22 protein-coding genes are annotated in these 25385 nt (G+C 71.4%); 9 read left to right on the top strand and 13 right to left on the bottom strand.

All coding sequences use genetic code 11. The annotated features are described in order from the left end of the window. Positions 1–75 precede the first annotated feature (75 nt). From V8J39_RS19215 to selD, 4 genes are read left to right on the top strand one after another with little or no spacing between them, the layout of a single operon-like run. Positions 76–540, top strand: a complete 465-nt coding sequence (locus V8J39_RS19215) for a RidA family protein (protein ID WP_336462582.1) — start codon at positions 76–78, stop codon at positions 538–540. A gap of 5 nt (positions 541–545) precedes the next feature. Continuing rightward, positions 546–1316 carry a glycerophosphodiester phosphodiesterase family protein gene (locus tag V8J39_RS19210; RefSeq protein WP_336462581.1) on the top strand — a complete coding sequence of 257 codons (771 nt, stop codon included), beginning with the start codon at positions 546–548 and terminating at the stop codon, positions 1314–1316. A gap of 38 nt (positions 1317–1354) precedes the next feature. Beyond that, on the top strand, positions 1355–2425 hold the full coding sequence (mnmH, locus tag V8J39_RS19205) for a tRNA 2-selenouridine(34) synthase MnmH (protein WP_336462580.1): 1071 nt from the start codon (positions 1355–1357) through the stop codon (positions 2423–2425). Beyond that, positions 2422–3480, top strand: a complete 1059-nt coding sequence (selD, locus tag V8J39_RS19200; RefSeq protein ID WP_336462579.1) for a selenide, water dikinase SelD — start codon at positions 2422–2424, stop codon at positions 3478–3480. The genes mnmH and selD overlap by 4 nt, the downstream gene beginning before the upstream one ends. Positions 3481–3484: 4 nt before the next feature. On the opposite strand, the gene modC is transcribed toward selD, so the two are convergent. The 5 genes from modC to V8J39_RS19175 form a co-directional block, all read right to left on the bottom strand. Continuing rightward, entirely contained in the window at positions 3485–4567 is a 1083-nt protein-coding gene (modC, locus tag V8J39_RS19195; RefSeq protein WP_336462578.1) for a molybdenum ABC transporter ATP-binding protein, read from the bottom strand. Next, a complete protein-coding gene (gene modB / locus V8J39_RS19190; RefSeq protein ID WP_336462577.1) occupies positions 4564–5262 on the bottom strand; it encodes a molybdate ABC transporter permease subunit in 699 nt (232 codons plus the stop codon). Before modB ends, modC begins: the two co-directional genes overlap by 4 nt. A gap of 18 nt (positions 5263–5280) precedes the next feature. Then, the gene (gene modA, locus V8J39_RS19185) at positions 5281–6036 is read right to left on the bottom strand and encodes a molybdate ABC transporter substrate-binding protein (protein ID WP_336462576.1); all 756 of its coding nucleotides are present in this window, start codon (positions 6034–6036) and stop codon (positions 5281–5283) included. Positions 6037–6201: 165 nt separating this feature from the next. Further along, the gene (locus V8J39_RS19180) at positions 6202–8295 is read right to left on the bottom strand and encodes a TonB-dependent siderophore receptor (RefSeq protein WP_336462575.1); all 2094 of its coding nucleotides are present in this window, start codon (positions 8293–8295) and stop codon (positions 6202–6204) included. Positions 8296–8428: 133 nt separating this feature from the next. Beyond that, positions 8429–9349 (bottom strand): LysR family transcriptional regulator, encoded by a 921-nt coding sequence (locus V8J39_RS19175; protein WP_336462574.1) that lies wholly within the window; start codon positions 9347–9349, stop codon positions 8429–8431. Between the two features lie 153 nt (positions 9350–9502). On the opposite strand from V8J39_RS19175, the gene V8J39_RS19170 reads away from it, so the two are divergent. From V8J39_RS19170 to V8J39_RS19155, 4 genes are all read left to right on the top strand, one after another. Next, entirely contained in the window at positions 9503–10423 is a 921-nt protein-coding gene (locus V8J39_RS19170) for a VOC family protein (RefSeq protein WP_336462573.1), read from the top strand. Position 10424: 1 nt separating this feature from the next. Next, on the top strand, positions 10425–11021 hold the full coding sequence (locus V8J39_RS19165) for an alpha/beta hydrolase (protein ID WP_336462572.1): 597 nt from the start codon (positions 10425–10427) through the stop codon (positions 11019–11021). Beyond that, positions 11018–11689, top strand: coding sequence for a pirin family protein (locus V8J39_RS19160; RefSeq protein ID WP_336462571.1), 672 nt, complete (start codon positions 11018–11020; stop codon positions 11687–11689). Before V8J39_RS19165 ends, V8J39_RS19160 begins: the two co-directional genes overlap by 4 nt. Positions 11690–11762: 73 nt before the next feature. After that, positions 11763–12710 (top strand): pirin family protein, encoded by a 948-nt coding sequence (locus V8J39_RS19155; protein WP_336462570.1) that lies wholly within the window; start codon positions 11763–11765, stop codon positions 12708–12710. 84 nt (positions 12711–12794) lie between these two features. Here the strand turns inward: V8J39_RS19155 and V8J39_RS19150 are convergent, their stop codons facing one another. From V8J39_RS19150 to V8J39_RS19115, 8 genes are all read right to left on the bottom strand, one after another. After that, positions 12795–13601 carry an ATP-binding cassette domain-containing protein gene (locus V8J39_RS19150; protein ID WP_336462569.1) on the bottom strand — a complete coding sequence of 269 codons (807 nt, stop codon included), beginning with the start codon at positions 13599–13601 and terminating at the stop codon, positions 12795–12797. Then, entirely contained in the window at positions 13594–14625 is a 1032-nt protein-coding gene (locus V8J39_RS19145) for an ABC transporter ATP-binding protein (RefSeq protein ID WP_336462568.1), read from the bottom strand. The genes V8J39_RS19150 and V8J39_RS19145 overlap by 8 nt, the downstream gene beginning before the upstream one ends. After that, positions 14625–15503 carry an ABC transporter permease gene (locus tag V8J39_RS19140; protein ID WP_336462567.1) on the bottom strand — a complete coding sequence of 293 codons (879 nt, stop codon included), beginning with the start codon at positions 15501–15503 and terminating at the stop codon, positions 14625–14627. Before V8J39_RS19140 ends, V8J39_RS19145 begins: the two co-directional genes overlap by 1 nt. Next, positions 15500–16507 carry an ABC transporter permease gene (locus V8J39_RS19135; protein WP_336462566.1) on the bottom strand — a complete coding sequence of 336 codons (1008 nt, stop codon included), beginning with the start codon at positions 16505–16507 and terminating at the stop codon, positions 15500–15502. Before V8J39_RS19135 ends, V8J39_RS19140 begins: the two co-directional genes overlap by 4 nt. 75 nt (positions 16508–16582) lie before the next feature. Then, on the bottom strand, positions 16583–18151 hold the full coding sequence (locus V8J39_RS19130) for an ABC transporter substrate-binding protein (RefSeq protein ID WP_336462565.1): 1569 nt from the start codon (positions 18149–18151) through the stop codon (positions 16583–16585). A gap of 87 nt (positions 18152–18238) precedes the next feature. Continuing rightward, positions 18239–22084: a hydantoinase B/oxoprolinase family protein gene (locus V8J39_RS19125; RefSeq protein WP_336462564.1), complete on the bottom strand. Its 3846-nt coding sequence runs from the start codon at positions 22082–22084 to the stop codon at positions 18239–18241. Further along, positions 22081–22836, bottom strand: coding sequence for an IclR family transcriptional regulator (locus V8J39_RS19120; protein WP_336462563.1), 756 nt, complete (start codon positions 22834–22836; stop codon positions 22081–22083). Before V8J39_RS19120 ends, V8J39_RS19125 begins: the two co-directional genes overlap by 4 nt. A 177-nt stretch (positions 22837–23013) precedes the next feature. Beyond that, a complete protein-coding gene (locus V8J39_RS19115) occupies positions 23014–24174 on the bottom strand; it encodes an amidohydrolase (protein WP_336462562.1) in 1161 nt (386 codons plus the stop codon). A 694-nt stretch (positions 24175–24868) separates the two neighbouring features. On the opposite strand from V8J39_RS19115, the gene V8J39_RS19110 reads away from it, so the two are divergent. Continuing rightward, positions 24869–25357, top strand: a complete 489-nt coding sequence (locus V8J39_RS19110) for a MarR family winged helix-turn-helix transcriptional regulator (protein ID WP_336462561.1) — start codon at positions 24869–24871, stop codon at positions 25355–25357. Positions 25358–25385 lie beyond the last annotated feature (28 nt).

Below are 25385 nucleotides of genomic sequence, written 5' to 3'. Positions count from 1 at the left end.
TCGCGGCGCCGTTAGCTTCCCCGCCGACGCCGCGAGGCCCCCGCCCGCGCACGAGGACCGACGAAGGAGACCATCATGTCCGGGACCATCGACAGCCGCCTTTCCGCCCTGGGGATCGAGCTTCCCGAGGCGCCGATGCCGGCCGCCAACTACGTGCCCTACGTGATCTCGGGCAAGATGCTGTATGTTTCCGGCCAGATCAGCCAGGGCCCGGACGGGCTGATCACCGGCAAGGTCGGCGATGCGCTCGACACCGCCGCCGGCGCCGAGGCCGCGCGCCGCTGCGCGCTGTCGCTGATCGCCCAGGCCCGCGCCGCCTGCGGTGGCGATCTCGACCGGATCGCGCGGGTGGTGAAGCTGGTGGGCTTCGTAAACTCGACCCCCGACTTCATCGACCAGCCGGTCGTGGTCAACGGCGCCTCGGACCTGTTCGTCGAGATCTTCGGCGATGCCGGCCGCCACGCGCGCTCGGCCGTCTCGGCGGGCTCGCTGCCGCGCGGCGTCGCGGTCGAGATCGAAGCGATCTTCGAACTGGCCTGATCGCGATGCCGGCCGCCCTGCACCCCGATTTCCTGCGCCTGCCGGTCGCGCATCGTGCCTGGCACGACCGCGCCGCCGGGCGGCCCGAGAACTCGCGGGCCGCGATCCGGGCGGCGGTCGCGGCCGGCTATGCGATCGAGATCGACCTGCAGCCCTCGGCCGAGAACCGGCCGATGGTGTTCCACGACTATGACCTCAAGCGCCTGACCGGGCGGCCGGGCAAGATCAACGCCTTCACCGCGGACGAGCTTGCGGCGACGCGGCTGATCGATGCCGAGGACGGCATCCCGAGCTTTGCCGAGGTGCTGGAGATCGTCGCGGGCCGGGTGCCGCTGCTGGTCGAGATCAAGGACCAGGACGGCGCGATGGGGCCCGACACCCGCGGCTTCGAGGCCGAGGTCGCCGCCGCCCTTGGCACCTATGCCGGGCCGCTGGCCGTGATGTCGTTCAACCCGCACGCGGTCGCGGCCTTCCATGCCGCGCGCCCCGACATCGCCGTCGGCCTCACCACCTCGTCCTACCGGCCCACGGACTGGGTGTTCCTGCCCGCCGCCGCCTGCGACGCGCTGCGCGAGATCGCCGATTACGACCGCGTCGGCGCCAGCTTCATCAGCCACGAGCATGACGACCTCGCCCGCCCGCGCGTGGCCGAGCTGAAGGCCGCCGGCGCCGGCATCCTGTGTTGGACGATCCGCTCGACCGAGGCCGAGGCCGCGGCGCGCATGGTGGCGCACAATGTCACCTTCGAAGGCTACCGGGCGCTGATCCCCGGCTGATCCGCCCCCCCTTTTTCCACGGAGACCGTGCCCCCATCATGGCCGTCACCCTGACCTCGCTGTCCCAGATCGCCGCGCTGGGCTTCGACGACATCATCGACGTCCGCGCGCCCTCGGAATTCGCCGAGGATCACGTGCCGGGCGCGATCAGCCTGCCCGTGCTCGACGACGAGGAGCGGGCGCGGGTCGGCACGATCTACAAGCAGGTGTCGCCATTCGACGCGCGCAAGCTGGGCGCGGCGCTGGTGGCGCGCAACGCCGCCGATCACATCGCGGGCCCGCTTGCCGACCGCGACGGCGCCTGGCGCCCGCTGGTCTACTGCTGGCGCGGCGGCCAGCGCTCGGGGTCCTTCGCGACGATCCTCGGGCAGATCGGCTGGCGGGTCGAGACGGTGGCCGGCGGCTACAAGGCGTTCCGGCAGCTGGTGGTGCAGGCGCTCTACGACGCGCCGTTCCCCTGCCCGGTCGTGGTGCTGGACGGCAACACCGGATCGGCCAAGACCGAGGTGCTGAACCTGCTGCCGGCCCGCGGCGTGCAGGTGCTGGACCTCGAGGGGATGGCCAATCACCGCGGCTCGCTGTTCGGGGCGATGGGGCCGCAGCCGGCGCAGAAGGGGTTCGAGACCCGGCTGGCGATGGCGATCGCCGCGCTCGACCCGACGCGGCCGGTCGTCGTCGAGGCGGAAAGCGCCAAGGTCGGCCAGTGCCGGCTGCCGCCGCGGCTGTGGCGCGCGATGCAGGAGGCGCCACGCATCGCGCTGGCCGCGCCGCGGGCCGCCCGGGCCGAGTATCTCGCGCGGGCCTATGCCGACGTGACCGCCGACCGCGCGCGCCTGGCCGCGACGCTCGAGGCGCTGCGCCCCTGGCACGCGGGCGAGATCATCGAGGACTGGCTGCGGCTGGCCGAGGCGGGCGACTTCGTGCCGCTCGCCGATCAGCTGATGGACCTGCACTACGATCCGCGCTACGCCCGCCACCGAAGCCGGTTCGAGGTCGGGGTGACCGAGGTGCCGGCCCCCGATCTCGCGCCCGGGGCCCTGCCGGGCCTGGCCGACCGCGTGGCCGGGATCGTTCACGCACTGGCCCTGGCCGAAGGAGACACGCCGTGACCGACACATCCACCGAGCCGCGGCTGACCTCGCTGTCGCATGGCGGCGGCTGCGGCTGCAAGATCGCGCCCGGGGTGCTGTCGAAGCTGCTGCGCGGCACCGGCGGCTTCCCGGTGCCCGAGGCGCTGATCGTCGGCATCGAGACCTCGGACGATGCCGCGGTCTACAAGCTGAACGAGACCCAGGCCCTGGTCGCCACCACCGACTTCTTCATGCCGATCGTCGACGTCCCGCGCGATTTCGGCCGCATCGCGGCGACCAACGCGATTTCGGACGTCTACGCGATGGGCGCGACGCCGATCCTGGCGCTGGCGGTCGTGGGCATGCCGATCAACGTGCTCAGCCACGAGACGATCAGCGAGATCCTCGCCGGGGGCGGCGATGCCTGTGCCGCGGCCGGGATCCCGATCGCGGGCGGGCACACGATCGACAGCGTCGAGCCGATCTATGGGCTGGTCGTGCTGGGCGTGGTCGACCCGAAGCTGGTGAAGAAGAATGCCGAGGCGCAGCCGGGCGACAGGCTGGTGCTGGGCAAGCCGCTGGGCGTCGGCGTGATGTCGGCGGCGCTGAAGAAGGGCGTGCTGGACGCCGCGGGCTATGAGGCGATGGTCGCCTCGATGACGCGGCTGAACGCGGCGGGGCCCGAGCTTGCGGCGCTGGCGGGGGTGCATGCGATCACCGACGTGACCGGCTTCGGCCTTGCGGGCCACGCGCTCGAGATGGCGCGGGGCGCGGGCTGCCGGCTGGAGATCGACTGGGCGCGGGTGCCGCTGCTGCCGGGCGCGCTGGACCTGGCGCGGGCCGGTGTCGTCACCGGCGCCTCGGCGCGCAACTGGATGGGCTACGGCGCCGACGTGGCGCTGCCGCACGGCGTGCCGGGCGAGGTGCAGTCGCTGCTGTCGGACCCGCAGACCTCGGGCGGGCTGCTGGTCGCCTGCGCCCCCGAGGCCGAGGCCGAGGTGCTGGAGGCGTTCCGCCGCCACGGCTTCGCCGAGGCCGCCAGCATCGGCCGCGTCGGCGACCGGGTGCCCTTCCCCAGCCTCGCGCTGGTCTGACGCCTCAGGCGCCGTGGCCGATGTCGCCCTTGGCGACGGCCACGGATTTCAGCACCGCGTGGCACGGGGTCCCGGGCGCAAGGGCCAGCGCCTCGACCGAGCGGCGGGTGACGCGGGCGAGGATCCGGTCCTGGCCGACCGCAAGCCGGACCAGCGCGCCCGGCCCCTCGCCCAGCCGCACCGCCTCGACCACCGCCGGCAGCACGTTCAGCGCCGAGATGTCCTGCGGCGGCGCGCGCGCGATCATCACGTCCTCGGCATGGATGCGCACCCTGACCTGCGTGCCCGGCGCCGCGGCGACATGCGGCAGGATCAGCCGCCCGCCCGACCACGCAAGCTGCGTCAGCCCGTCGGCGTCGTGCGCAAGGATCCGCGCCTCGATCACCGCGCCAAGCTCGCGCAGGCCCAGCACCGCCCCGGCGGCGGGGTCGGACAGCACCTCGGCCACCGGACCTGCGGCGGCGACGCGGCCCCGGTCCAGCACGACGACGGTCGTGGCCAGGCGCGCGACCTCGGACGCGGCATGGGTGACGTACAGGATCGGCAGCCGCGTCTCGTCGCGCAGCCGCTCGAGATAGGGCAGGATCTCGTCCTTGCGGGCCTGGTCGAGCGCGGCGAGCGGCTCGTCCATCAGCAGCAGCTCGGGCCCCGACAACAGCGCCCGCCCCAGCGCCACGCGCTGCTTCTCGCCGCCCGAAAGACCGGCGGTCGGGCGGTGCATCAGCGCGCCGATTCCCAGCATCTCGACCACGGGGCCGATCTCGGCCGTGGCGCGGGCCCCGGCGAACCAGCGGCCGTAAAGCAGGTTCTGGCGCACGCTCAGGTGCGGGAACAGCCGGCCGTCCTGAAAGACATAGCCGATGCGGCGGCGGTGCGGCGGCAGGAAGGTGCGCCCCTCGGACAGCACCCGGTCGCCCAGCGCGATGCGGCCGCGGTCGGGGCGCAAGAGCCCCGCGACCGCCTGCACCACGGTCGTCTTCCCCGCGCCCGACCGCCCGAACAGCGCCGTGACCCCCTGCGGCGCCGCGAAGGCGACGTCGAGGTCGAAGCCGGGCCGCGCGAGGCGGATCGCCACCGACAGCGTCATCTGCCCGCGATCCTGCGCGCGACCCGGCGGCCGATCCATTCCGACAGCGCCAGCGCCGCCATCGCCAGCCCGACCGAGATCAGCACCAGCCGCCCGGCCCGCGTTTCGGCCCCCGGGACCTGAAGCAGCGCGTAGATCGCCGAGGGCAGCGTCTGGGTCTGGCCGGGGATGTTGGACACGAAGGTGATGGTGGCGCCGAACTCGCCCATCGCCTTGGCGAAGGCAAGGATCGCGCCGGCGATGATCCCGGGCAGGATCAGCGGCAGGGTCACGGTGAGGAAGACCCACATCCGCGAGGCGCCGAGGGTGGCGGCCGCCTGCTCGACCCCCTCGTCCACCGCGTCGAACGCGAGCCGGATCGCGCGGACCATCAGCGGGAAGGCCATGACCGCGGCGGCCAGCGCCGCTCCGGTCCAGCGGAAGGCGAGCACGAGCCCGAACCAGTCGTCCAGCAGCGCGCCGACGGGGCCGCGGCGGCCGAAGGTCAGCAGCAGCAGGTAGCCCGTGACCACCGGCGGCAGCACCAGCGGCAGGTGCACCAGCCCGTTCAGCAGCCCGTGCCCCCAGAACCGCCGCCGCGCCAGCAGCCAGGCCGCGGCCACGCCGAGGGGCAGGCTCGCGGCGACCGCCACGGCCGAGACCTGCAGGCTCAGGATCACCGCCTGCCATTCATCGGGCGTCAGCCAGTCCGTCATGCTGCGCGGCAGGATGCCCTATCGGCCGAAGACGGTGAAGCCCTGCGCTTCGAAGGCGGCCTTCGCCTCGGGGCCCGACAGGGCCTCGAGGAAGGCCGCCGCCTCGGGCCTGGCGTCCCGGGTCAGCGCGGCGGGGTAGATGATCGGCGGGTGGCTGTCGGCCGGGAAGGTGCCGACGACCGAGACGCCGCGGTCGGCCGCCGCGTCGGTGGCATAGACGATGCCATAGGGCGCCTCGCCGGTCGAGACGAGCGCGAGCGCCGCGCGGACGTTGTCGGCCTGCGCCACCGCGGGCGCGACCGCGTCCCACAGGCCCAGGTGGGTCAGCGCCGCCTTGCCGTACTGGCCCGCCGGCACGCTGTCGACCAGCGCCATCGCCAGCCTGCCTCCGTCCAGCAGCGCCGGCAGGTCGGCCTGCGGCCCGATCGCCACCGGGGCCGCCGCGGGGTCGTGCGCGATCAGCACCAGCGTGTTGCCCAGAAGCTCGCGCCGGGTGCCGTCCCGGACCATGCCCGCATCCGCGACCGCGTCCATCCAGTCGACCGAGGCCGAGATGAACACGTCCGCCGGCGCCCCCGCCTCGATCTGCTTGGCGAGCTGGGAGGACCCCGCGTAGCTGATCGAGAGCGTGTCGCCGGTGCCCGCCTCGTAGGTGCCGGCGAAATCGTCGAGCGCGGTCTTCAGGCTGGCCGCCGCGAAGACGGTGATCTCGGCGGCGTGAAGGGGCGCTGCGGCAAGCGAGACGGCCGAGGCGAGGAGCAGTGCGCGCAGCATGGGGAGGGCCCTTTCGTTATGTACCACTGGAAATAACCAGCCGCGCCGCGCGAGGGCAAGTGTTATTTCCCGCCGGACATAACGAAACCGCCGCCGGACGGATCCGGCGGCGGCTCGCGAGCGGTGTGGCGGGGGCCCCTCGGGGAAGCGCGGGCCCCGGCGCCCTCACCACTTGTAGGTGACGCGGGCGGTGACCGTGCGCCCCTCGCCGTAGAAGCAGCCGAAGGTGCCGCAGTTGGCGACGTAGACCTCGTCGGTCAGGTTCGAGAGGTTGAGCGAGGCGCTGTAGGCGCCGCGCTCGTACCGCGCGCCAAGATCGACGAGGGTGACGGCGTCGAGGTCGTAGGTGTTGGCTAGGTCGCCCTTGCGCGCACCGATGTAGCGCACCCCGCCGCCGAGGCTGACGCCGTTGCCGAGGTCATGGTCCAGCCACAGGCTCGCCAGCCGTTCCGGCGCATTCGGCATCTCGAGCCCGTCGGTGGTGCCGCCGACCTGCTCGGTGTCGTTCCAGGACAGGCCCGCGCGCAGGCTCCAGTCCGGGGTCAGCTCTGCCGTGGCCTCGAGTTCGAGGCCGCGCGAGGTCACCTCGCCGATCTGGCGGCTGAGGCCGTTGCCAAGCGCCACGGTCACGTTTTCCTGCCGCAGGTCGTAGATCGCGGCGGTGAACAGCGCGGCCATGCCCGCGGGCTGGTACTTCACCCCCAGCTCCCACTGCCGGGCGGTCAGCGGGTCGAGCGTGTCGCCATCCTCGTCGGTGCCGATCTCGGGGTCGAACGAGGTCGCGTAGCTGACATAGGGCATCACCCCGCCCGCGAACTGATAGCCAAGGCCGGCGCGCCCGGTCAGCGCGCTGTCGCTCTGGTCGATCGTGCCGTCGCCGGCGAAGTTGGTGTAGGTGTCGCCGGTCTGTTCGGTCCAGTCCTGCCGCAGCGCGACGCTGCCGCGCCAGTTGCCGATCTCGAACTCGTCCTGGGCATAGAGGCCGACCTGCGTCTGCTCGACCGAGGTGATCGAGGTGTACCAGGCGCTGCCGGTCGGAATGTCGCCGTAATCCGGGTTTCGCCAGTCAAGCGGCGTGCCGTAGAAGAATTCCGTGGTCGTATCGGCTTCGTACCGGCGCAAATCCAGGCCGAACAGCAGCCGGTGGGTGACGGCGCCGGTGGTGACCACGCCGGCAAGCCGGGTGTCGAGGTTGAGGCCGGTGGTGTCCTCGTCCTGGGCATTTGCGCCGCGCAGGATCTGGCTGCCGTCTGCGCTGAGCCCCGAGACATAGGTGCCGGTGTAGTCCCAGTCGAACGCCTCGTAGCGCACACCCTGGCTGAGCGTCCAGCCGGTGTCGAGCTCGTGGCTGATCTCGACGCCGGTGTTCCACATCCGCCGGTCGGACCGGTCCCAGTCCTCCTCGCCGGTCTGCAGCTCTCGCAGGGTGCGGCCGCTCGCGGTTTCGGTCAGGGCATAGGGCACGCCGGTCGGCGAGATCGGGCTGTCCTGGGTATAGGAGGCGATCACGTCGATGGTGGTGAAGGCGTCCGGGCGCCAGCGCAGGGCGCCCGCGAGATAGCCGCGCTCGTTGCCCAGCTCATCGATCTGGGTGTGGCTGTCGCGGCCGATGCCGGTCAGCCGGAAGGCGAGGTCGTCCGAGGCGGCGCGGTTCACGTCGAAGAAGGCCTGCGACGAGTCGTTGCTGTCGAAGCCGAGGCCGACCTCGCCGAAGTCGACGTCCTGCGCGCGCTTCGAGACCTGGTTGATGATCCCCGCCGGGCTGCCCGCGCCGTACAGCGACGAGCTTGGGCCCTTCAGCACCTCGACCTGCTGCAGGCCATAGGTCTCGTAGGCCGGCGCGCCCATGTAGCGCAGCTGGCGCAGGCCGTTGACATATTGCGCCCCGCGCGCCTCGAAGCCGCGGATCGTCGGGCTGTCGAAGCGGGGATCGGCGCCAAAGGGTTCGCCCACCACGCCGGCGGTATAGGACAGCGCCCGCCCCAGCGTCTCGGCGCCCTGGTCGCGGATCTGGTCGGTGGTGATGACCGAGACCGACTGCTGCATCCCGGCCACCGGGGTCGAGGACTTGGTCGCGCCCTGGCTGTAGGGGCCGACATAGCCCTCGGCGGCGACGGTGCTGTCGGGGGTGGCGGTCAGGGTGATCGTGTCCAGCACCAGCTCGTCCCCCGCCTGCCGGTCCTGGGCTTGGGCCGGAACCGGGGCAAGGGGCAGGCTGCAGGCGCCCAGCATCAGAAGGGCGGTGCGCGAAAGGGTCATCGGGGCCTCGGGGATACGCGGTTTCGGGGTGCCGCGAGTAATCGAGTGAAACAGTAGGATATGTCAATTCCGCGCGCGCAATTACCTTACGAAAACGATAGGGAATCGCTGTGTTGTGGCTTTCGGGTCGCTGTCAGCGACCGCCGCCGGGATGATCGAAGGCGGCCGAGCCGGTGACGAAGCGCTCGGCATGGTCCGAAAACAGCTTCAGCCGGGCCGGGATCCGGTCGAGCGGCGGGTAGTAGAGCGTCAGCCAAAGTTCGGGCGCCGACCAGTCGGGCAGCACCTGCTCCAGCCGCCCGGCGCGCAGGTCGGCCTCGACCATGAAGCGCGGCAGCAGCACCACCCCCTGCCCCGCCCGCGCCAGCCCCGCCATCAGCGCCGCGCTGTTGGCCGCGAACTCGGCCCCGGCGCGGTGGCGCTGGGTCTCGCCGTCACGGGTCAGCTCCCAGGTCTCGGCCCGGGCGAGCACGTCATGGGCGATGCAGTCGTGGCGCCCGAGATCCGCGGGGGTCCGGGGGCGGCCGCGCGCGGCCAGGTAGCCGGGCGCCGCCGCCAGCACCCGGTCGATGCGGCAGATCTTGCGCCAGATCCCCGAGACCTCGCGCGGCGCGCGCGAGATGCGGATCGCCACGTCGAAGCTGTCGTCGACACTGTCGACGAAGCTGTCGGACAGCACGATCGAGAAGCTCACCTGCGGGTGGGTGACGCGGAAGGCCGCGATCAGCGCCGGCAGCGTCTCGGCGCCGAAGGTGATCGGCGCGTTCAGCCGGATCAGCCCCGCGGTGTCGCCGTGGCGCTCGCGCAGCGCCTCGGTCGCGCGGCCGAGATCGGCGATCAGCGGGTCGACCCGGGCGGCATAATCGGCCCCAGCGGGCGTCAGCGACACCCGCCGCGTGGTGCGGATGAACAGCTGCACCCCCAGCCGCGCCTCGAGCGCCGCGACCGCGCGCGTGACCGAGGGCGGCGGCAGGCCCAGCGCCCGCGCGGCGCCGACGAAGCTTTGCTCCTGCGCCACCGCCAGGAAGACGCGCAGCTCCTCGATCTCGCCCATGTGTGCCCCCGCGGCCCGGCCCCGGCGCCGTCCGCCGCGCCGCGCGGCCGGAGATTACCCATGCAAAGTGAAATGGTGAATGACAATTTATGCCCATTCACGGGAATGCCGGGACGACCCATCTTGCAGTCAACGGATTTCAGGAGAGCTGCGATGACCCTTCCGATCAACGGCCTTCACCATGTCACCTCGCTGGCCTCGGACGCGCGCGCCAACAACGCGTTCTTCACCGGCACCCTCGGCCTGCGGCGGGTGAAGAAGACGGTGAACTTCGACGCCCCCGACGTCTACCACCTGTATTACGGCGATGGCGCCGGCACGCCGGGCAGCGTGATGACCTATTTCCCCTTCCCGCACATCGCCCGCGGCCGCGCCGGCACCGGCGAGGTCGGCGAAACGGTCTTCGCCGTGCCCGAGGGCAGCCTGGGCTTCTGGCAGGACCGGCTGGGCGCCGTCGACGGCCAGCTGGCGACCCGCTTCGGCGAGACGCACCTGCGCTTCGCCGGCCCCGATGGCGACCGGTTCGCGCTGGTGGAAAGCGCGGGCGACGGGCGCCGCGGCTGGACCGCCGACGTGCCGGCCGACGCGGCGGTGCTGGGGTTCAAGGGCGCCGCGCTGCGGCTGCGCGACGGCGGCGCGACGGGCGAGCTGCTGCGGTTCATGGGCTACGAGGTCGAGGCGACCGAGGGCGCCGTCACCCGCTACCGGGTGCCCGGCGGCAATGGCGCCGACGTGATCGACATCGAGGTGCTGCCCGGCGCGGCGCAGGCCCGGCAGGGTGGCGGCTCGGTGCATCACATCGCCTTCTCGGTGCCGGACCGCGCCGCGCAGGACGTGGTGCGCAAGGCGATCGCCGACACCGGCTATCAGGTCACGCCGCCGATCGACCGCGACTATTTCTGGGCGGTCTACTTCCGGACCCCCGGTGGCGTGCTGTTCGAGGTCGCGACCGACGCGCCGGGCTTCGACCGCGACGAGGCCCCCGCCCACTTGGGCGAGGCGCTGAAACTGCCGCGCCAGCACGAACATCTGCGCGCGGCGCTGGAAACCCACCTGCAACCGATCGAGGCCTGACATGCACGCGCTGGTCACCCCGGGAGGCCCGCTGATCTTCGCCTTCCACGGCACCGGCGGCGACGAACACCAGTTCGCCCCGCTGGTGCGCCGGCTCTGGCCCGGCGCCGGGCTGGTGGCGCCGCGCGGCGCGGTGTCGGAACACGGGATGAACCGCTACTTCCGCCGCACCGGCGAGGGCGTCTACGACATGGAGGACCTCGCCCGGCGGACGGAGGAGATGATCGCCTTCATCCGCGGGCATCTCGTGGCGGGCACGCCCGCCTTCGCCTTCGGCTATTCGAACGGCGCCAACATCCTGGCGGCGGTCAGCTTCGCCGCGCCCGGCCTGTTCGAACGCATCGCGCTGCTGCATCCGCTGATCCCCTGGACCCCGGCGCCGCAGCCGGGGCTGGCGGGGCGGCAGGTGCTGCTGACCGGCGGCCGGAACGACCCGATCACGCCGCCCGGCCATACCGAGGCGCTGGCCGGCTGGTACCGCGCGCAGGGCGCGCAGGCCGAGCTGGTGCTGCACGAGGGCGGCCACGAGCTGCGCGAGGGCGAGATCGCCGCCCTCGCCCGTCACTTCGACACGACAACGCAAGGAGCCGAGCCATGAGCCTGATCCACGACCGGATGGCGCGCGGCCGCAGCCGGAAAGGCTGGGTCGACGCGTTCCACACCTTTTCCTTCGGCGAGTACGACGACCCGACGCGGATGGGCTTCGCCCGGCTGCGGGTGCTGAACGAGGACCGGATCGTCCCCGGTGCCGGCTTCGCCGCGCATGATCACGCCGGGTTCGACATCCTGACGCTGGTGCTGTCGGGGCGGATCCGGCACGAGGACAGCCTTGGCAACCGCGCCGAGCTGGCCCCGGGCCAGGTCCAGCTGATGCGCGCCGGCGACGGGATCACCCATTCCGAGGTCAATGCCTCGCAGACCGAGGCAGCGCATGTGCTGCAGGCCTGGCTGATCCCGGACACGCCCGGCGGCGCGCCCGGCTATCAGACCGTGCCGCTGGCCGAGGGGCTTGTCGCCGGGCGCGAGGGGCCGCTGCGGCTGGGATCGGACACGCGCGTCAGCTTCCTGCGGCCCGCCGACGGCGCGGTGAGCGCGATCGAGGTGGCGCCGGGGCGCGCGGTCTTCGTGCAGGTCGTCGAGGGCATCGCCCGGATGGGCGAGGAGCGTCTGGCCACCGGCGACGGGGTCGCGCTGCGCGAGACGCCGCCGGCGCTGGTATGGCAGACCGACGGCGCGCTGCTGGTCTTCGACATGCCCGCCCACTGATGACACCCGGTCCGCCGCCCCTGCCGGGCGGCGGCATGGCCGCCCGCGGCCGCCCCGAGGAAAGGCTGACACCATGAGCTGGAATCCCACCCAAACGCCCGACTGTCCCCAGGGCCTGCCCGAAAGCCTCGACGCGATCGAGACGCTGATCATCCCGCGCGCCCGCGACCTCGGCGGGTTCGAGGTGCGCCGGGCGCTGCCTGCGCCCAAGCGCCAGATGGTCGGGCCGTTCATCTTCTTCGACCAGATGGGCCCGGCGGAATTCCTGACCGGCGGCGGCATCGACGTGCGCCCGCATCCCCACATCGGCCTCGCGACGGTCACCTACCTTTACAAGGGCGAGTTCCACCACCGCGACAGCACCGGCGCCGACCAGATGGTCTATCCGGGCGAGGTGAACTGGATGATCGCCGGCGAGGGCGTCACCCATTCCGAGCGCACGAGCGAGGAGATGCGCCAGAAGCCCGGCGCGCTCTTCGGCATCCAGACCTGGGTCGCGCTGCCCGAGGAGGCCGAGGACCGCGGCGCCTCGTTCGAGCATCACGGCCGCGAGGCGCTGCCGACGCTCGACGAGGGCGGCAAGCAGGTGCGGCTGATCCTGGGCGAGGCCTGGGGTATCCGCTCGCCGGTGAAGACCTTCACCGAGACCTTCTATGCCGACGTGGTTCTGGCCCCGGGCGCGAAGCTGCCGCTGCCCGACGGGCAGGAGGACCGCGGGATCTACGTCTCGCAGGGCGCGATCACCGTCGCGGGCCAGACCTTCCCGGAAGGCCGGATGATGGTGTTCCGCCCCGGCGACCGGATCAGCGTCACCGCCGGGTCCGACGGCGCGCGGCTGATGGTTCTGGGCGGGGCCACGATGAACGGGCCGCGCTACATCTCGTGGAACTTCGTCGCCTCGTCGCCCGAGCGGATCGAGGCGGCGAAGCTGTCGTGGAAGCAGGGCGACTTCACCCATGGCCGCTTCCACCTGCCGCCGGGCGACGACGCGGAATTCATCCCGCTGCCAGACTCCGTCTGATACCGCCGTCAGATCGCGCGGGCGTCGGCCGCCCTGCCCCGCGCGCCCGCCGGGACCGGACCGGCGCCCCGGGCGGCGGCACGGTCAGGCCGGCAGCCGGATCTCGGGCGCGGCGGCGATCAGGCCGCGGGCATAGTCGCTGGCCGGCGCTTCGAAGATCGCCTCGGTCGGGCCCTCCTCGACCAGGGTGCCGCGGTGGATCAGCGCGACCCGGTCGCAGAGATAGCGCACCACCGCGAGGTCGTGGCTGATGAAGAAATAGGTCAGCCCCAGCCGGTCCTGCAGCTCGATCAGCAGGTTGAGCACCTGCGCCTGGACACTGACGTCAAGCGCCGAGGTCGGCTCGTCCAGGAGCAGCAGGTCGGGCTTGGGCGCGAGCGCCCGCGCGATGCCGATCCGCTGGCGCTGGCCGCCCGAGAATTCGTGCGGATGCCGCGACAGGTGCTGCGGCCCGAGGCCCACGAGCGTCAGCAGCTCTGCCGCCCGGTCGCGCCGCTGCGCGGCCGAGAGGCCGAGCGTGGCGCGGTGCACCACCATCGGCTCGCAGATGATCTGCTGGATCGTCATCCGCGGGTTCAGCGAGGCATAGGGATCCTGGAACACGATCTGGATCCGCGCCCTGAGCGCCCGCATCGCCGCCGGCGAGATCGTCGCCATGTCCTGCCCCTCGAACAGGATCCGGCCCGAGGTGGGGCTTTCCAGCCGCAGGATCGAGCGGGTGAGCGTCGTCTTGCCGGACCCGCTCTCGCCCACGAGGCCGAAGCTTTCCCCGCGCCCGACCGAGAGCGAGACGCCCTTCAGCGCCTCGACCGGGGCGGATCGGCCGAACAGCCCCGCGCGACCCGGATAGACCTTCGAGACGGTCTCGATCTGCAGGATCGGATCAGGCATCGGCGGGCTCCTCGATCGGGTGGAGGCAGGCGACCTCGTGCCCGGCGCCGGCGGCCCGCATCGCGGGCAGGCCCGCGGCGCAGTCGGCGGTGGCGCGGGCGCAGCGCGGCGCGAAGCGGCAGCCGGGCGGCGGGCGCACGAGGTCGGGCACCGTGCCCTCGAGCCCCTTCAGCGCGCCGCGGGCGGTGCCGCGGGTCGGGATCGCGGCCATCAGCGCGCGGGTATAGGGATGGCGGGGCCGGCCCAGCACCTCGCCCACCGGGCCGCGCTCGACCACGTTGCCCGCGTACATCACCGCGACATGGGTGCAGGTCTCGGACACGACGCCAAGATTGTGGGTGATCAGGATGACGCCGATGTCGTGATCGCTGACCATCCCCTTCAGCAGCTTCAGGATCTGCGCCTGCACGCTGACGTCGAGCGCCGTCGTCGGCTCGTCGGCGATCAGCAGCTCGGGCCGACCGATCAGCGCCATCGCGATCAGCACCCGCTGCCGCATCCCGCCCGAGAATTCGTGCGGATAGCTGAGCATCCGCGCCTCGGGGTCGGGGATGCCGACGCGGGCCAGCATCTCGACCGCCACCTTCCGCGCCGCGGCCTTGCGGGCGAAGGGCCCGGGCGCGCGGTCCCGGCCCAGCACGCGCGGGTCATGCGCGGCGGCGGCCAGCGCCACGTCGACCAGCTGGGTGCCGATGCGCGCGGTGGGATTGAGGTTGGTGGTCGGGTCCTGGAAGATCATCCCGATCCGCTTGCCGCGCAGGGCCTGCATCGCGCGCGGCGGCAGCGCCGTCAGCTCCTGCCCCTCGAGCCGGATGCTGCCCGAGGGGTAGCGCCCCGGCGGTGTCGAGACCAGGCGCGAGATCGACAGGCCGGTCAGCGACTTGCCGCAGCCCGACTCGCCCACGAGGCCCCAGATCTGGCCACGCTCGACCGTCAGCTCGACGCCGTTGAGCACATGCGCCTCGCCGTGGAACGAGCGCATCGTCAGGTGCAGGTCGCGGATTTCCAGAAGCGGCGCGGTCATCAGCGGCGGCCTTTCGGATCGAGGATGTCGCGCAGCCCGTCGCCGAGCAGGTTGAAGCCGAAGACGGCGACGAACATCGCCGCGCCCGGGGCCATCGCCGTCCACCAGTAGTCGGGCATGTAGCTGCGCGCGTTCGACAGCAGCGTTCCCCATTCCGGCGTCGGCGGGCGCACCCCGATGCCGATGAAGCCAAGGCCCGCCACCGTCAGGATCGCAAAGCCCATGTCGAGCGACATCTTCACGATGATCGGCGAGACGCAGTTGGGCAGCACGTGGCGGAACAGGATCCGCCCCGGCCCGGCGCCGGTCGCGCGGGCTGCGGTGACATAGACCTCTTCGCGCGCGGCCAGCACCTCGCCGCGCACGAGACGGGCGTAGCCGGGCCACCACGACAGCGAGATCGCAAGCACCATGTTCTGGAACCCCGGCCCCAGCGCGGCGGCGATCGCCATCGCCAGGATCAGGCCCGGGATCGTCAGGGTAAGGTCGGTGAAGCGCATCAGCACCTCGTCGGTCCACCCGCCGACATAGCCCGCGACCGCGCCCACGACGGTGCCGATCACCGCGCCGATCAGCACCACGCCGAAGCCCGCCAGAACCGAGACCGTGGTCCCCGCCATGGTCAGCGACAGCACGTCCTGGCCCAGTTCGTTGGTGCCGAAGGGATGCGCGGGCGAGGGCGGCTGGAAGCGCGCGGCGGTGTCGACGCCGCCGGCCACATGTTCGGGGTACGGCGCCAGCACCGGGCCGAAGACCGCGAACAGCAGCACCAGCGCCACCATGACGGCGCCGATCATCGACAGCCTGCTCTGCCGGAAGCGGTAGAGCATCCGGGCAAGCCCCTCGTTGCGGGGCGCGGAGACGGGAACGTCGGTCATGCGTAGCGGACCTTCGGGTTGATGAGGCCGTAGGCCAGGTCGATCACCAGGTTGGCGAGCACGAAGATCAGGCCGATCACCAGCGCGACGCCGATCACCGGCATCATGTCCTGCGACAGGATCGCCTTGGTGGCGTAAAGGCCGAGGCCCGGCCAGTCGAAGACGGTCTCGACCAGCACGGTGCCGCCGAGGAGCCAGCCGAAATACAGCCCGATCACCGTCAGCGTCGCCGAGACGGCGTTGCGGGCGATGACCCGGCCAAGGATCTTGTGGCGCGGCAGGCCAAGCGCGCGGGCGGTCATCACGTAGTCCTGCCCCATGACCTCGATCGTCGAGGCGCGCATCATCCGCATGATCGTCGCCAGGGGTGACAGCGACAGCGCGACGGCGGGCATGATCAGGTGGCGCAGCGCGGTGGTGAAGACCTGCCAGTCGCCGGTCAGCAGCGCGTCGAGGGTGATGAAGCCGGTGATCGGCTGCGGCGGGAAGACGATGATCGGCAGTCGGCCGCCCAAGGGCAGCCACATCAGCCACATCGCGAAGCACAGCTGCAGCAGCAGGCCAAGGAAGAACCGCGGCATCGAGATCGCGCCGATCGCCAGCACCTGCGAGACGTAGTCGGGCCAGCGGTTGCGCCAGAGCGCGGTCAGCAGCCCCAGCGGGATGCCCAGGGCCACGGCGATGAACATCGCGGCGAAGACCAGCTCCAGCGTCGCGGGCAGATAGGCGGCAAGGTCGGCGCCGACCGGGCGGCGGGTCAGCAGCGAGGTGCCGAAATCGCCATGCGCCAGCCCGCCGACATAGGTCGCGTACTGTTCCCACACCGGGCGGTCGAGGCCGAATTCCGTCGCGAGCGCCGCGCGCTCGGCCGCGGTGGCATTCGGTCCGGCGGCCAGGCCCACCGGGTCGCCGGGCAGCAGCCGGGCGATGGCGAACATGATCATCGTCAGCCCGATGATCACCGGGATCAGCAGAAGCAGGCGGCGCAGGATGAAGCGGATCATCGGGTCTCCGGCAGGCGAGAGGCGGGTGCGGGGTCCGGGCCCCGGCGGGGGCCCGGATCGTCGGTCAGGCCACGATCAGGCCAGCGACAGCGGCCAGCATTCGACCGCGTTCGAGGCCACGGGGCAGAAGGCATAGCCCGACACCGCGTCGCGCATGCCAAGCTTGCGCCGCTCGAGCACGCCGAAGATGTCGGGGCTGTCGGCGACGACGGCCTTCTGGAAGGCCTCGTACAGCGCTGCGCGCTTGGCCGGGTCGATCTCGGACCGGGCCTCTTCGATCAGGGCGTCGACCTCGGGGTTCTTGTAGACCGCGTTCTGCCAGCCGCCGTTGCGCGACGAGTGGTAGGCCGCGTAGGCGATGTTGTCCGGATCGCCGTAGTTCGCGGTCTGGTAGACCGGGAACAGGTCGGGGAAGGTCTCGGGGCTGGCGCAGGCCGCGACCATGTCGGGCCAGTTCATCGGCTGGATCTCGAGCGTGATGTTGAGCGCCTTGAGACTGTCGAGCATGATCAGCGCCCAGCGACGCTGCTGTTCCAGGCCCGAGACGTGGACCATCTTCAGCGTGAAGCCGCCCTCGGGCGTCGCGGACTTGGCAAGGAACTCCTTGGCCTTGTCCAGGTCCATCCGCGGCACGTCCAGGTTCGGATCGTGGCCCATGATCCCGTTCGGCAGCGGCCCGACCATCAGGTCGGCATAGCCCGCGGCGTCGAGGATCGCCTGGTAGTTAGTCGCATAGGCGATCGCCTTGCGCAGGTTGATGTCCGCAAGCGGGCCATGCGCGGTGTTCATCTTGATCGAGAAGGTGCGGTACTCGGGCTCGATCACCCGGGTCACGCCGGCCGCGCCCTCGAGCGCGTCCATGTCCTCGGAGGTCAGGTCGACGGCGACATGCGCCTCGCCCCGCTGCAGCATCAGCCGCTGGCTCGCGGTCTCGCGCACGATCTGCCAGATGATGCCGTCAAGGTTGCCGCCGGCGGCCTGCCAGGCGGTTTTCGACCGGGCGAGGTAGTACATCGTGCCGACCTGGAAGCGGGCGACGGTGAACGGGCCCGAGGCGGCGGTGTTGGTCATCAGCCAGGTCTGGCCCTGGTCGCTGCCGAGGTTCGCCTCGACCACGGCCTTCTCGACGATCGGGAACCAGGGCAGCACGGCGAGGAAGGCCGCGAAGGGCTTTTCCAGCGTGAAGGTGACGGTGCCCGCGTCGGTCGCCATGACCTTGGCCGGGTCGACGATGCCGCGCAGCATCCACGAGTTGCCCTTGGCCAGCGTCATCGCGCGGGTGAAGGAATAGACCACGTCCTCGGCGGTGACCGGGGCGCCGGAATGGAACACGGCGGCGGGGTTCAGCTTGAAGACATACGAGGCGCCGTCCGCGCCCATCTCCCAGCTTTCGGCCAGCGCCGGCACCGGGGCGGGCGGGTTCTCGGCCACGCGCACCAGCGGGTCGTAGACGTTGCGCATCAGGAAGGCGGCCGAATAGCCCGACGAGGTGTGCGGGTCGAAGTTCGGGATGTCTTGGTTCGACGCGATCACCAGCATCCGCCCGCTCTGGGCGAAGCTTTTCACCGGCAGCACGGCGCTGGCGAGGCCGGCGCCGGCAAGCGCCAGCAGGGTCCGGCGCGAGAGATTGAAGGCAGAGGTCACTGGGTTTGCTCCTTGTCGGGCGGGTTCACCGGCGCGGGGCGGCCGGGTCGGGGGCGGCCGCCGGTTGGCTCCGGCGGCCCTTGGTTGTCATTTCACCGGCTGGTCGGCGGCCTCGTCGACCGGCGTCGGCGCGGTCACGCCGTAGAAGGCGGCCGCGTGTTCGGGGCTGATGTAGCCCAGCGCGAGGTCGCGCGAGACCGCCGCAGGGTCGCGTTCGGCCGCCGGGCCATAGCCCGCGCCGCCCGCCAGCACGATCTCGACGATCTCGCTGGCCCTGGTCAGCGTCACCAGATCGCCGGTGCCCAGGTCGCGGGTCACCTCGCCCTCGGGCGACAGGATCCGGCCCAGCGCCGAGCCGCCGGGATGGCCGCCGAACAGCCCGTCGATCGGGTTGTTGACGCCCTCGGGGTAGATCGAGGCCAGCATCGGCAGGCCGTCGTCGGCGATCTTGCGGAAGCGCACGCGCTGACCAAGGCCGCCGCGCATCTTGCCGGCGCCGCCCGAGTCCTGCGCGAAGGTCTTCTCGATCACCAGGATCGGCGCGCGGCTTTCCATCAGCTCGATCGAGGTGTTGGCCGCCGAGGTCGGCCACAGCAGCGCCGACTGCCCGTCGCCGCGGGCCGAGCCGCCCTGGCCGCCGCCCGAGAACAGCATGTCGGAATAGAGCCGCCCCTGCGCGTCCTTGCCATAGACATTGGCCACCGTCGGCAGGCCGGTGTGCGACTGCACGGCGTCGGGCGCCGCATCCGACAGCGCGGCGAAGACGTTCGGGGCGATGTACCAGCCGGTGCGGGTGCGGATGTTCACCGCCGCCGGGCGCTGCGGGTTCAGGATCGAGCCCTCGGGCGCCGTCACCGAGAACGGCCGGTAGCAGCCGGCATTGCCGCGCACCGTGGGGGTGAGCATGCATTTCAGCGGATAGGTCGTGTGCGCCGCGGTGTAGTTCAGGGTCGAGTTCAGGCCGCCCTGCGCAAGCTGCGGCGGCGCGCCGTCGAAATCGACCGACAGGCTGTCGCCCGCCACCGTCACCTTGACCGGGTAGGTCAGCACCTCGCCCAGCGGGTTGTTGGTGATGACCGAGTGGTAGTCGCCATCCGGGATCGCCCGGATCGCGTCGCGCATCGCCTTTTCCGACAGGCCCTGCACCACCTCGGCCAGCGCGCCGAGGTCCGCCATGCCGTAGTCCGACATGAAGGCCCGCAGCCGCTCGGCCCCGAGTTCGTTGGCGGCGACGAACGAGAAGATGTCGCCCAGCACCTGGTCGGGGTTGCGCACGTTCTCGCGGATCAGCTCGATCAGGCTCTCGTTGGGCTTGCCCGCGTCGATCAGCTTCATCGGCGGGATCTGCAGGCCCTCTTCGAAGATCTCGCGGGCGCGCAGCGAATCCTTGGTGCCGCCGATGTCCGAGACATGGCCCACCGTGCCCATCAGGCCCACGAGCTTGCCGTTGCGGAAGGCCGGCGTGACGATGGCGATGTCGAACAGGTGCCCGGCACAAAGCCAGGGATCGTTGGTGATCAGCACGTCGCCCGGCTTCAGCGTCTCGGCCGGGTAGCGCTTCAGCAGCGCCTTCACGGCAAGCGGCAGCGTCAGGTTGAAGACCGGCATCGCGCGGGGGCTGTGCGCCAGCGTCTCGCCGTCCTTGTCCAGAAGCTCGCAGGCGAAGTCCTGGCTTTCCGCGATCACCAGCGAGAAGGCGGTGCGGCAGACGGTCAGCCACATCTCCTCGACCACGTTCACCAACCGCGACCACATGATCTCAAGCCCGATCGGGTCGGCCTCGATCCGGGCCACGGCCTCGGCGCGCGACATGCCCTCGGTCACCAGCGCGTCGGCGGCGGGAAGCGAGCCGATCTCGACGCACAGGGTGAGGCTGTCGTCGATCGTCACCTTGTCCGACGGGCCGACGACGGTGGTCGATTCCCGCTCCTCGATGATCGCGGGGCCGGCGATCTCGTCACCGGGGCGCAGGGCATAGCGGTCGTAGACCCTGGTCTCGAACGCACCCTCCTCGAAGTGGCAGGTGCGCACCGACTTGACCTTGGTGCCGGTGTCGCCGCCGCCGGCGGCGCCGGTCAGCGCCAGTTCCGGCACCGGGCCCGAGACGCGCGACCGGAAGTTCACCGCCTCGAAGCGCGCGCCCTCGAACGGGGCGGCGAAGCGGGTCGAATAGGTGGCGACGAAGGCGTCGCGGATCGCGGGCAGGTCGGCCTCGGTGATCGGGCCGGCGGGCAGCGCGACCGAGATCTCGTGCATCTGGCCGACAAGGCGCATGTCGGCGGTCCGCTCGATCACCGCGTCCGCCGCGGCCACGCCCGCGCGGTCGAGGTGGTGCAGGCCCTCGGCCTCCAGCCCCTCGAAGATCGCGTTCATCGCGGCGACGTCGAAGCCCGGCGCCAGCTCGATGCGCTGCGAGCGCACGCCCTCGTGCGACAGCGGCGCGGCAAGGAAGCCCAGCGCCGAGGCCGCGCCCGAGGCCGGCGGCACCAGCACCTTGGCGATGCCCATCGCGCGGGCGACGTCGACGGCATGGGCGGGACCGGCACCGCCGAAGCCCACCATCGCGTATTGCCGCGGGTCCTTGCCGCGCTCGACAAGGTGGACCCGCGCGGCCGAGGCCATGCTTTCGACCACGACCTTGTGGATGCCCAGCGCCGCCTCCTCGATCCCGAGGCCCAACGGCGCGGCCACGCGGCCGATCGCGTCACGCGCGGCGGGCAGGTCGAGCGTCATGCGCCCGCCAAGGAAGAAGCCGGGGTCGTAATAGCCCAGAACGAGGTTCGCGTCCGTCACGGTCGGCTGCAGCCCGCCCATGCCGTAGCAGGCCGGCCCCGGGTCAGAGCTGGCCGAATGCGGGCCGACCTTCAGCAGCCCGACCTCGTCGATCGCCGCGATCGAGCCGCCGCCGGCACCGATCTCGATCATCTCGATCACCGGCGCCTTGATCGGCAGGCCCGAGCCCTTGGTGAAGCGGTGGACGCGCGCGGCCTCCATCATCGGGGCGACTTCGGCGCGGCCATGCTCGATCATGCAGGCCTTGGCGGTGGTGCCGCCCATGTCGAACGAGATCACGTCCTCGAGCCCCGCGGCGCGGCCGAAGAGCGCGGTGGCAAGACCGCCGCCGGCGGGGCCGCTTTCCAGGAGCCGGATCGGGAAGTCGCGCGCGGTCTCGAGCGAGACGAGCCCGCCCGCCGAATGCATCAGCCGCAGCGGTCCGGTGAAGCCCTGCCCCCGCAGCGCGCCTTCCAGCCTGGTCAGGTAGCGGTGCATCAGCGGCTGCACGAAGGCATTGGCGGCCGTGGTCACGATCCGCTGGTATTCGCCCATCTCGGCCACGACCTCGGCCGAAAGCGAAACCGAGACGCCCGGGAAGGCCGTGCGGATGATCTCGCCCGCGCGGCGCTCGTGGTCGGGGTTGATGTAGGAATGCAGGAAGGCGACCGCGATCGCCTCGCAGCCGGCGGCCACCAGCGCGCCCGCCGCGCGCAGCACCGCCGCCTCGTCAAGCGCCGTGACCACCGCGCCGGTCGCGTCGATCCGCTCGGCCACTTCCAGCCGCAGGTCGCGCCGCACCATCGGCTCGGGGAAGGTCACGAACAGGTCGTAGATGTCATAGCGCTGCTCGGTCCCGGCCTCGAGCACGTCGCGGAAGCCCTCGGTGGTGATCAGCCCGACCGGCGCGCCCTTGCGCTCGATCACCGCGTTGGTGACCAGCGTGGTGCCGTGCACGATCTCGCCGACCTCGGCATGGGTGACGCCGTTCATTTCCAGGATCTCGTCCAGACCCTTCAGCGCGGCCTCGGACGGGTCGTGCGGGGTGGTCAGCCGCTTGTGCAGCGCCACGCTCGCGGTCTGGCCGTCATAGAGCACGAAGTCGGTGAAGGTGCCGCCGATGTCGAAACCGACGCGCCAGCGGGGGGTGGCAGGGCTCATTGCGGGATCCTGTTCTTGAGAAGGGGCTGCATGAAGGCCGCGTCGCCCAGCGAGGCGGCGATCTCCCCGGCGCCCTCGGCGAGCATCGCGATCATCTCGTCGCGCTCCTCCGGGGTGACCAGGGTATGGGGATAGACGAGGCAGAGGCTGACGACCTCGTCGGTGGCCGGGTCGGCGACGGCGATGGCGATGCCCTCGACCCCCAGCGTGGTTTCCTGCGTCGAGACGGCGAACCCCTCGGCGCGCACCTGCGCGAGCCGCGACAGCAGCAGCTCAAGCTCGGGGTGCCCGGCATAAAGCCGCGCGACCTCGGCCTCGGGCAGGCGCGCAAGCAGCGTGCGGCCGGTCGAGCAGGCATGGGCGGGCAGCCGGCGGCCGATGTTCGACACGACCCGCAGCTGGTTCGTGCCCTCGAAATCCGCGATCGCCGTGACCTCGAACCCGTCGCGCAGCGAGATGTAGCCGGTATGCCCGAAGCGCCGGCTGGCCGCGGCGACGACCTCGCCCGCGCGGCCGATCAGGCCGGATGAATGCCGGAACGCCGCAGCGAGGTCGAGCATCATGCGTCCGGGCCGGTGGCGCCGGGTGCCGCCGATCTCTTCCAGCATGCCGCAGTCGCGCATCGCCTTCAGCAGCCGCGAGGCCGAGGCCTTGGGCAGCCCCAGACGGGTCGAGACCTCGGTCACCGTGATGTCCGAACACCCGGTACCGAAGCAGCGCAGCACATCAGACGCGTTGTGAAGGATCGACATTCCGCAGATATGTTCCATTTATTGGAACTACAGTTCCGAATAATGGATCAGTTGCGTGTTTGCGGACGTCAGGCAAGCCTCAAGCGACGGCGCCCCGGCCTTTCGGACCGGGGTGCGCGCAGCCTGGGCACTGATGCGTATTTTTTGTGCGGGCCGGAAATCGGCGGCCGGCGCGACTCAGGAGGCCGCGGCGCCGCGCCGCTCGACCAGCCGGGCGAAGACGCTCGAGCCCAGCGGCAGGACCGAGTCGTCGAAGACGAAGCCCGGGTTGTGCAGCGGCACCGAGCCGCCGTGCCCGAGGTTGAAGAAGGCGCCGGGCACCACCGCCAGCAGGTCGGCCATGTCCTCGGACCCCATCGTCAGCTCTGCATCGGCGCGCGCCCCCTCGCCCATCACCTCGGATGCGACGGCGATCAGATCGCGCACCCGGCCCGGATCGTTCTCGAGCACGCTGAACACGTGGCGCAGGTCCAGCGTGATGCCGACGCCATGCGCCAGCGCCATGCCGTCGCAGATCGCCTGCATCCGCGCCCCGATCAGCGCCTCGTCCGAGGCGTGCAGGAAGCGGCAGGTCCCTGCCAGCTCGGCCACGTCCGGGATCACGTTGTAGGCGCTGCCCGACTGGAACCGGGTGACGGAGACCACGGCCGGATGGGTCGGATCGACCTCGCGCGAGACGATCTGCTGCAGCTCGGCCACCAGTGCGGCCCCGATCGCCACCGGGTCGCGGCCCATGTGCGGCGCGGCGCCATGCGCACCCCGCCCCTCGATGCGGATGTCGAAGAAGGCGGCGCCCGCCTGCGCCACGCCGGGCCGGATCCTGAGGTCGCCCAAAGTGTCGTAGGGCGAGTTGTGCAGCCCGTAGAGTTCGTCGCAGGGGAAGCGGTCGAACAGCCCGTCGGCCAGCATCGCGCGCGCACCGCCCAGCCCCTCTTCGGCGGGCTGGAAGATGAAGATCGCGCGGCCGGCGAAGTCCCGCGTCTCGGCCAGATAGCGCGCGGCGCCCAGCAGCATCGTCACGTGCCCGTCATGGCCGCAGCCGTGGAACACGCCCTCGTTGACCGAGGCGTAGGGCAGGTTGGTGCGTTCGTCCATCGGCAGCGCGTCCATGTCGGCGCGCAGGCCGATGCTGCGGCCCGGCCGCGCGCCCTGCAGCACGCCCACGACGCCGGTGCCGCCGATGCCGGTGGTGACCTCGACGCCCCAGCCCGCCAGCAGTTCGGCGATCCGGGCCGAGGTCCGGTGCTCTTGAAAGCCGATCTCGGGGTGGCGGTGGAAATCGCGGCGCAGCGCGGTCAAATCGTCGGAAAAGGCCTCGATCCGGGGCAGCGGGTGCATGGCACATCCTTACCTGCAGGGCGCGGCCCGGGGATCGGCCGCGACGGTATCACGGGCTTAGCCCTCCGCCCCCCCGGGCGTCCAGACCGCGGATGATCGGCGTGCCGCGAGACCCGGCGGACCTGCAGCGGCGAGCAGGATCAGAAAGCCGTCCGGGGGACTGTTTTCCCCACGAACGCCAGTCAGACCTGCCTGTCGACGAAGGCGCTGTTTGGCATGGCGCTCTGGCAGATCGCGCCGTGGGCACGCCACCGCCGAAGCCGGGGCGAGCCGAACATGCCCTGCGGGAAACTGCCGGGGCCGCGCCTCGTGACGCGGGACCGCGACCGAGATGGGAGCGGCCTGTCCGGGGAAAGGGGAACCCCGGCCGTCGGTTCCTGTCTGCGCCAGAGCCGCGGCCCCGGCTCGGTAGACCCGATCTGCGCCGGGCGCAGGGCTACGGCCAACGGGGGCGCGGCCCCCCGGACGGAAGGCAATGTCGCGGCCAGATTCCGAAAAGTAACAGTCTGAAATGGAACGAATTACCCCACAACGGCGGCTGTCTGGCGGGGTTCCATAGCCGAAATCGTCTGTGACGGCGGCGTTTTCCAGGATGCCGTCAGGCGCCGTGCCGCGCCGCAGAATGCTCTTGAACTAGGACGCAATATAACCAATTAGTGGTCTAACAGTTTTGACGACACCAAGTTGGTGCACCATGTCCGATCCAGCTCTCAACGCCGCCTTCTTCGACACGATGATCGTGATGAACCGCAAGCTGCGCACCCTTTACGACGCGCGGGTGCGCGAGCGCGGGCTGACGCTGTCGCGCGCGCGCCTGCTGATCATGCTGCACGACGAGGGCGGCAAGACGCAGACCGAAATCGCCCAGGCGCTGGAGATCGAGCAGCCCTCGGTCGTGTCGCTGCTGGACGGGGTCGAGAAGAAGGGGCTGGTGATCCGCTGCCAGGTCGAGGGCGACCGCCGGCTGAAGCGGGTCGAGCTGACCGCGGCGGGGACCGAAGAGGCCAAGGTCCTGACCGGCTTCGCCCGCGACCTGCGCGAACGGATCCTGACCGGCATCGAGGATGACGACCTGCGCGCCGCCACGGCCGTGCTGGAGCGCGTGCTGGCCACGATCGGGCAGGAATTCGACAGCGGCGCGGGCGAGACGCCCCCCCTGCGCGAGCGGCGGGCCGCGCGATGAGCCGCGCCCCGGACGATCCGCAGCGCCC

The sequence above is a fragment of the Frigidibacter sp. MR17.24 genome (assembly GCF_037095655.1).
Lineage (GTDB): Bacteria > Pseudomonadota > Alphaproteobacteria > Rhodobacterales > Rhodobacteraceae > Frigidibacter.
This window is presented reverse-complemented; position numbering and strand designations above follow the sequence as displayed.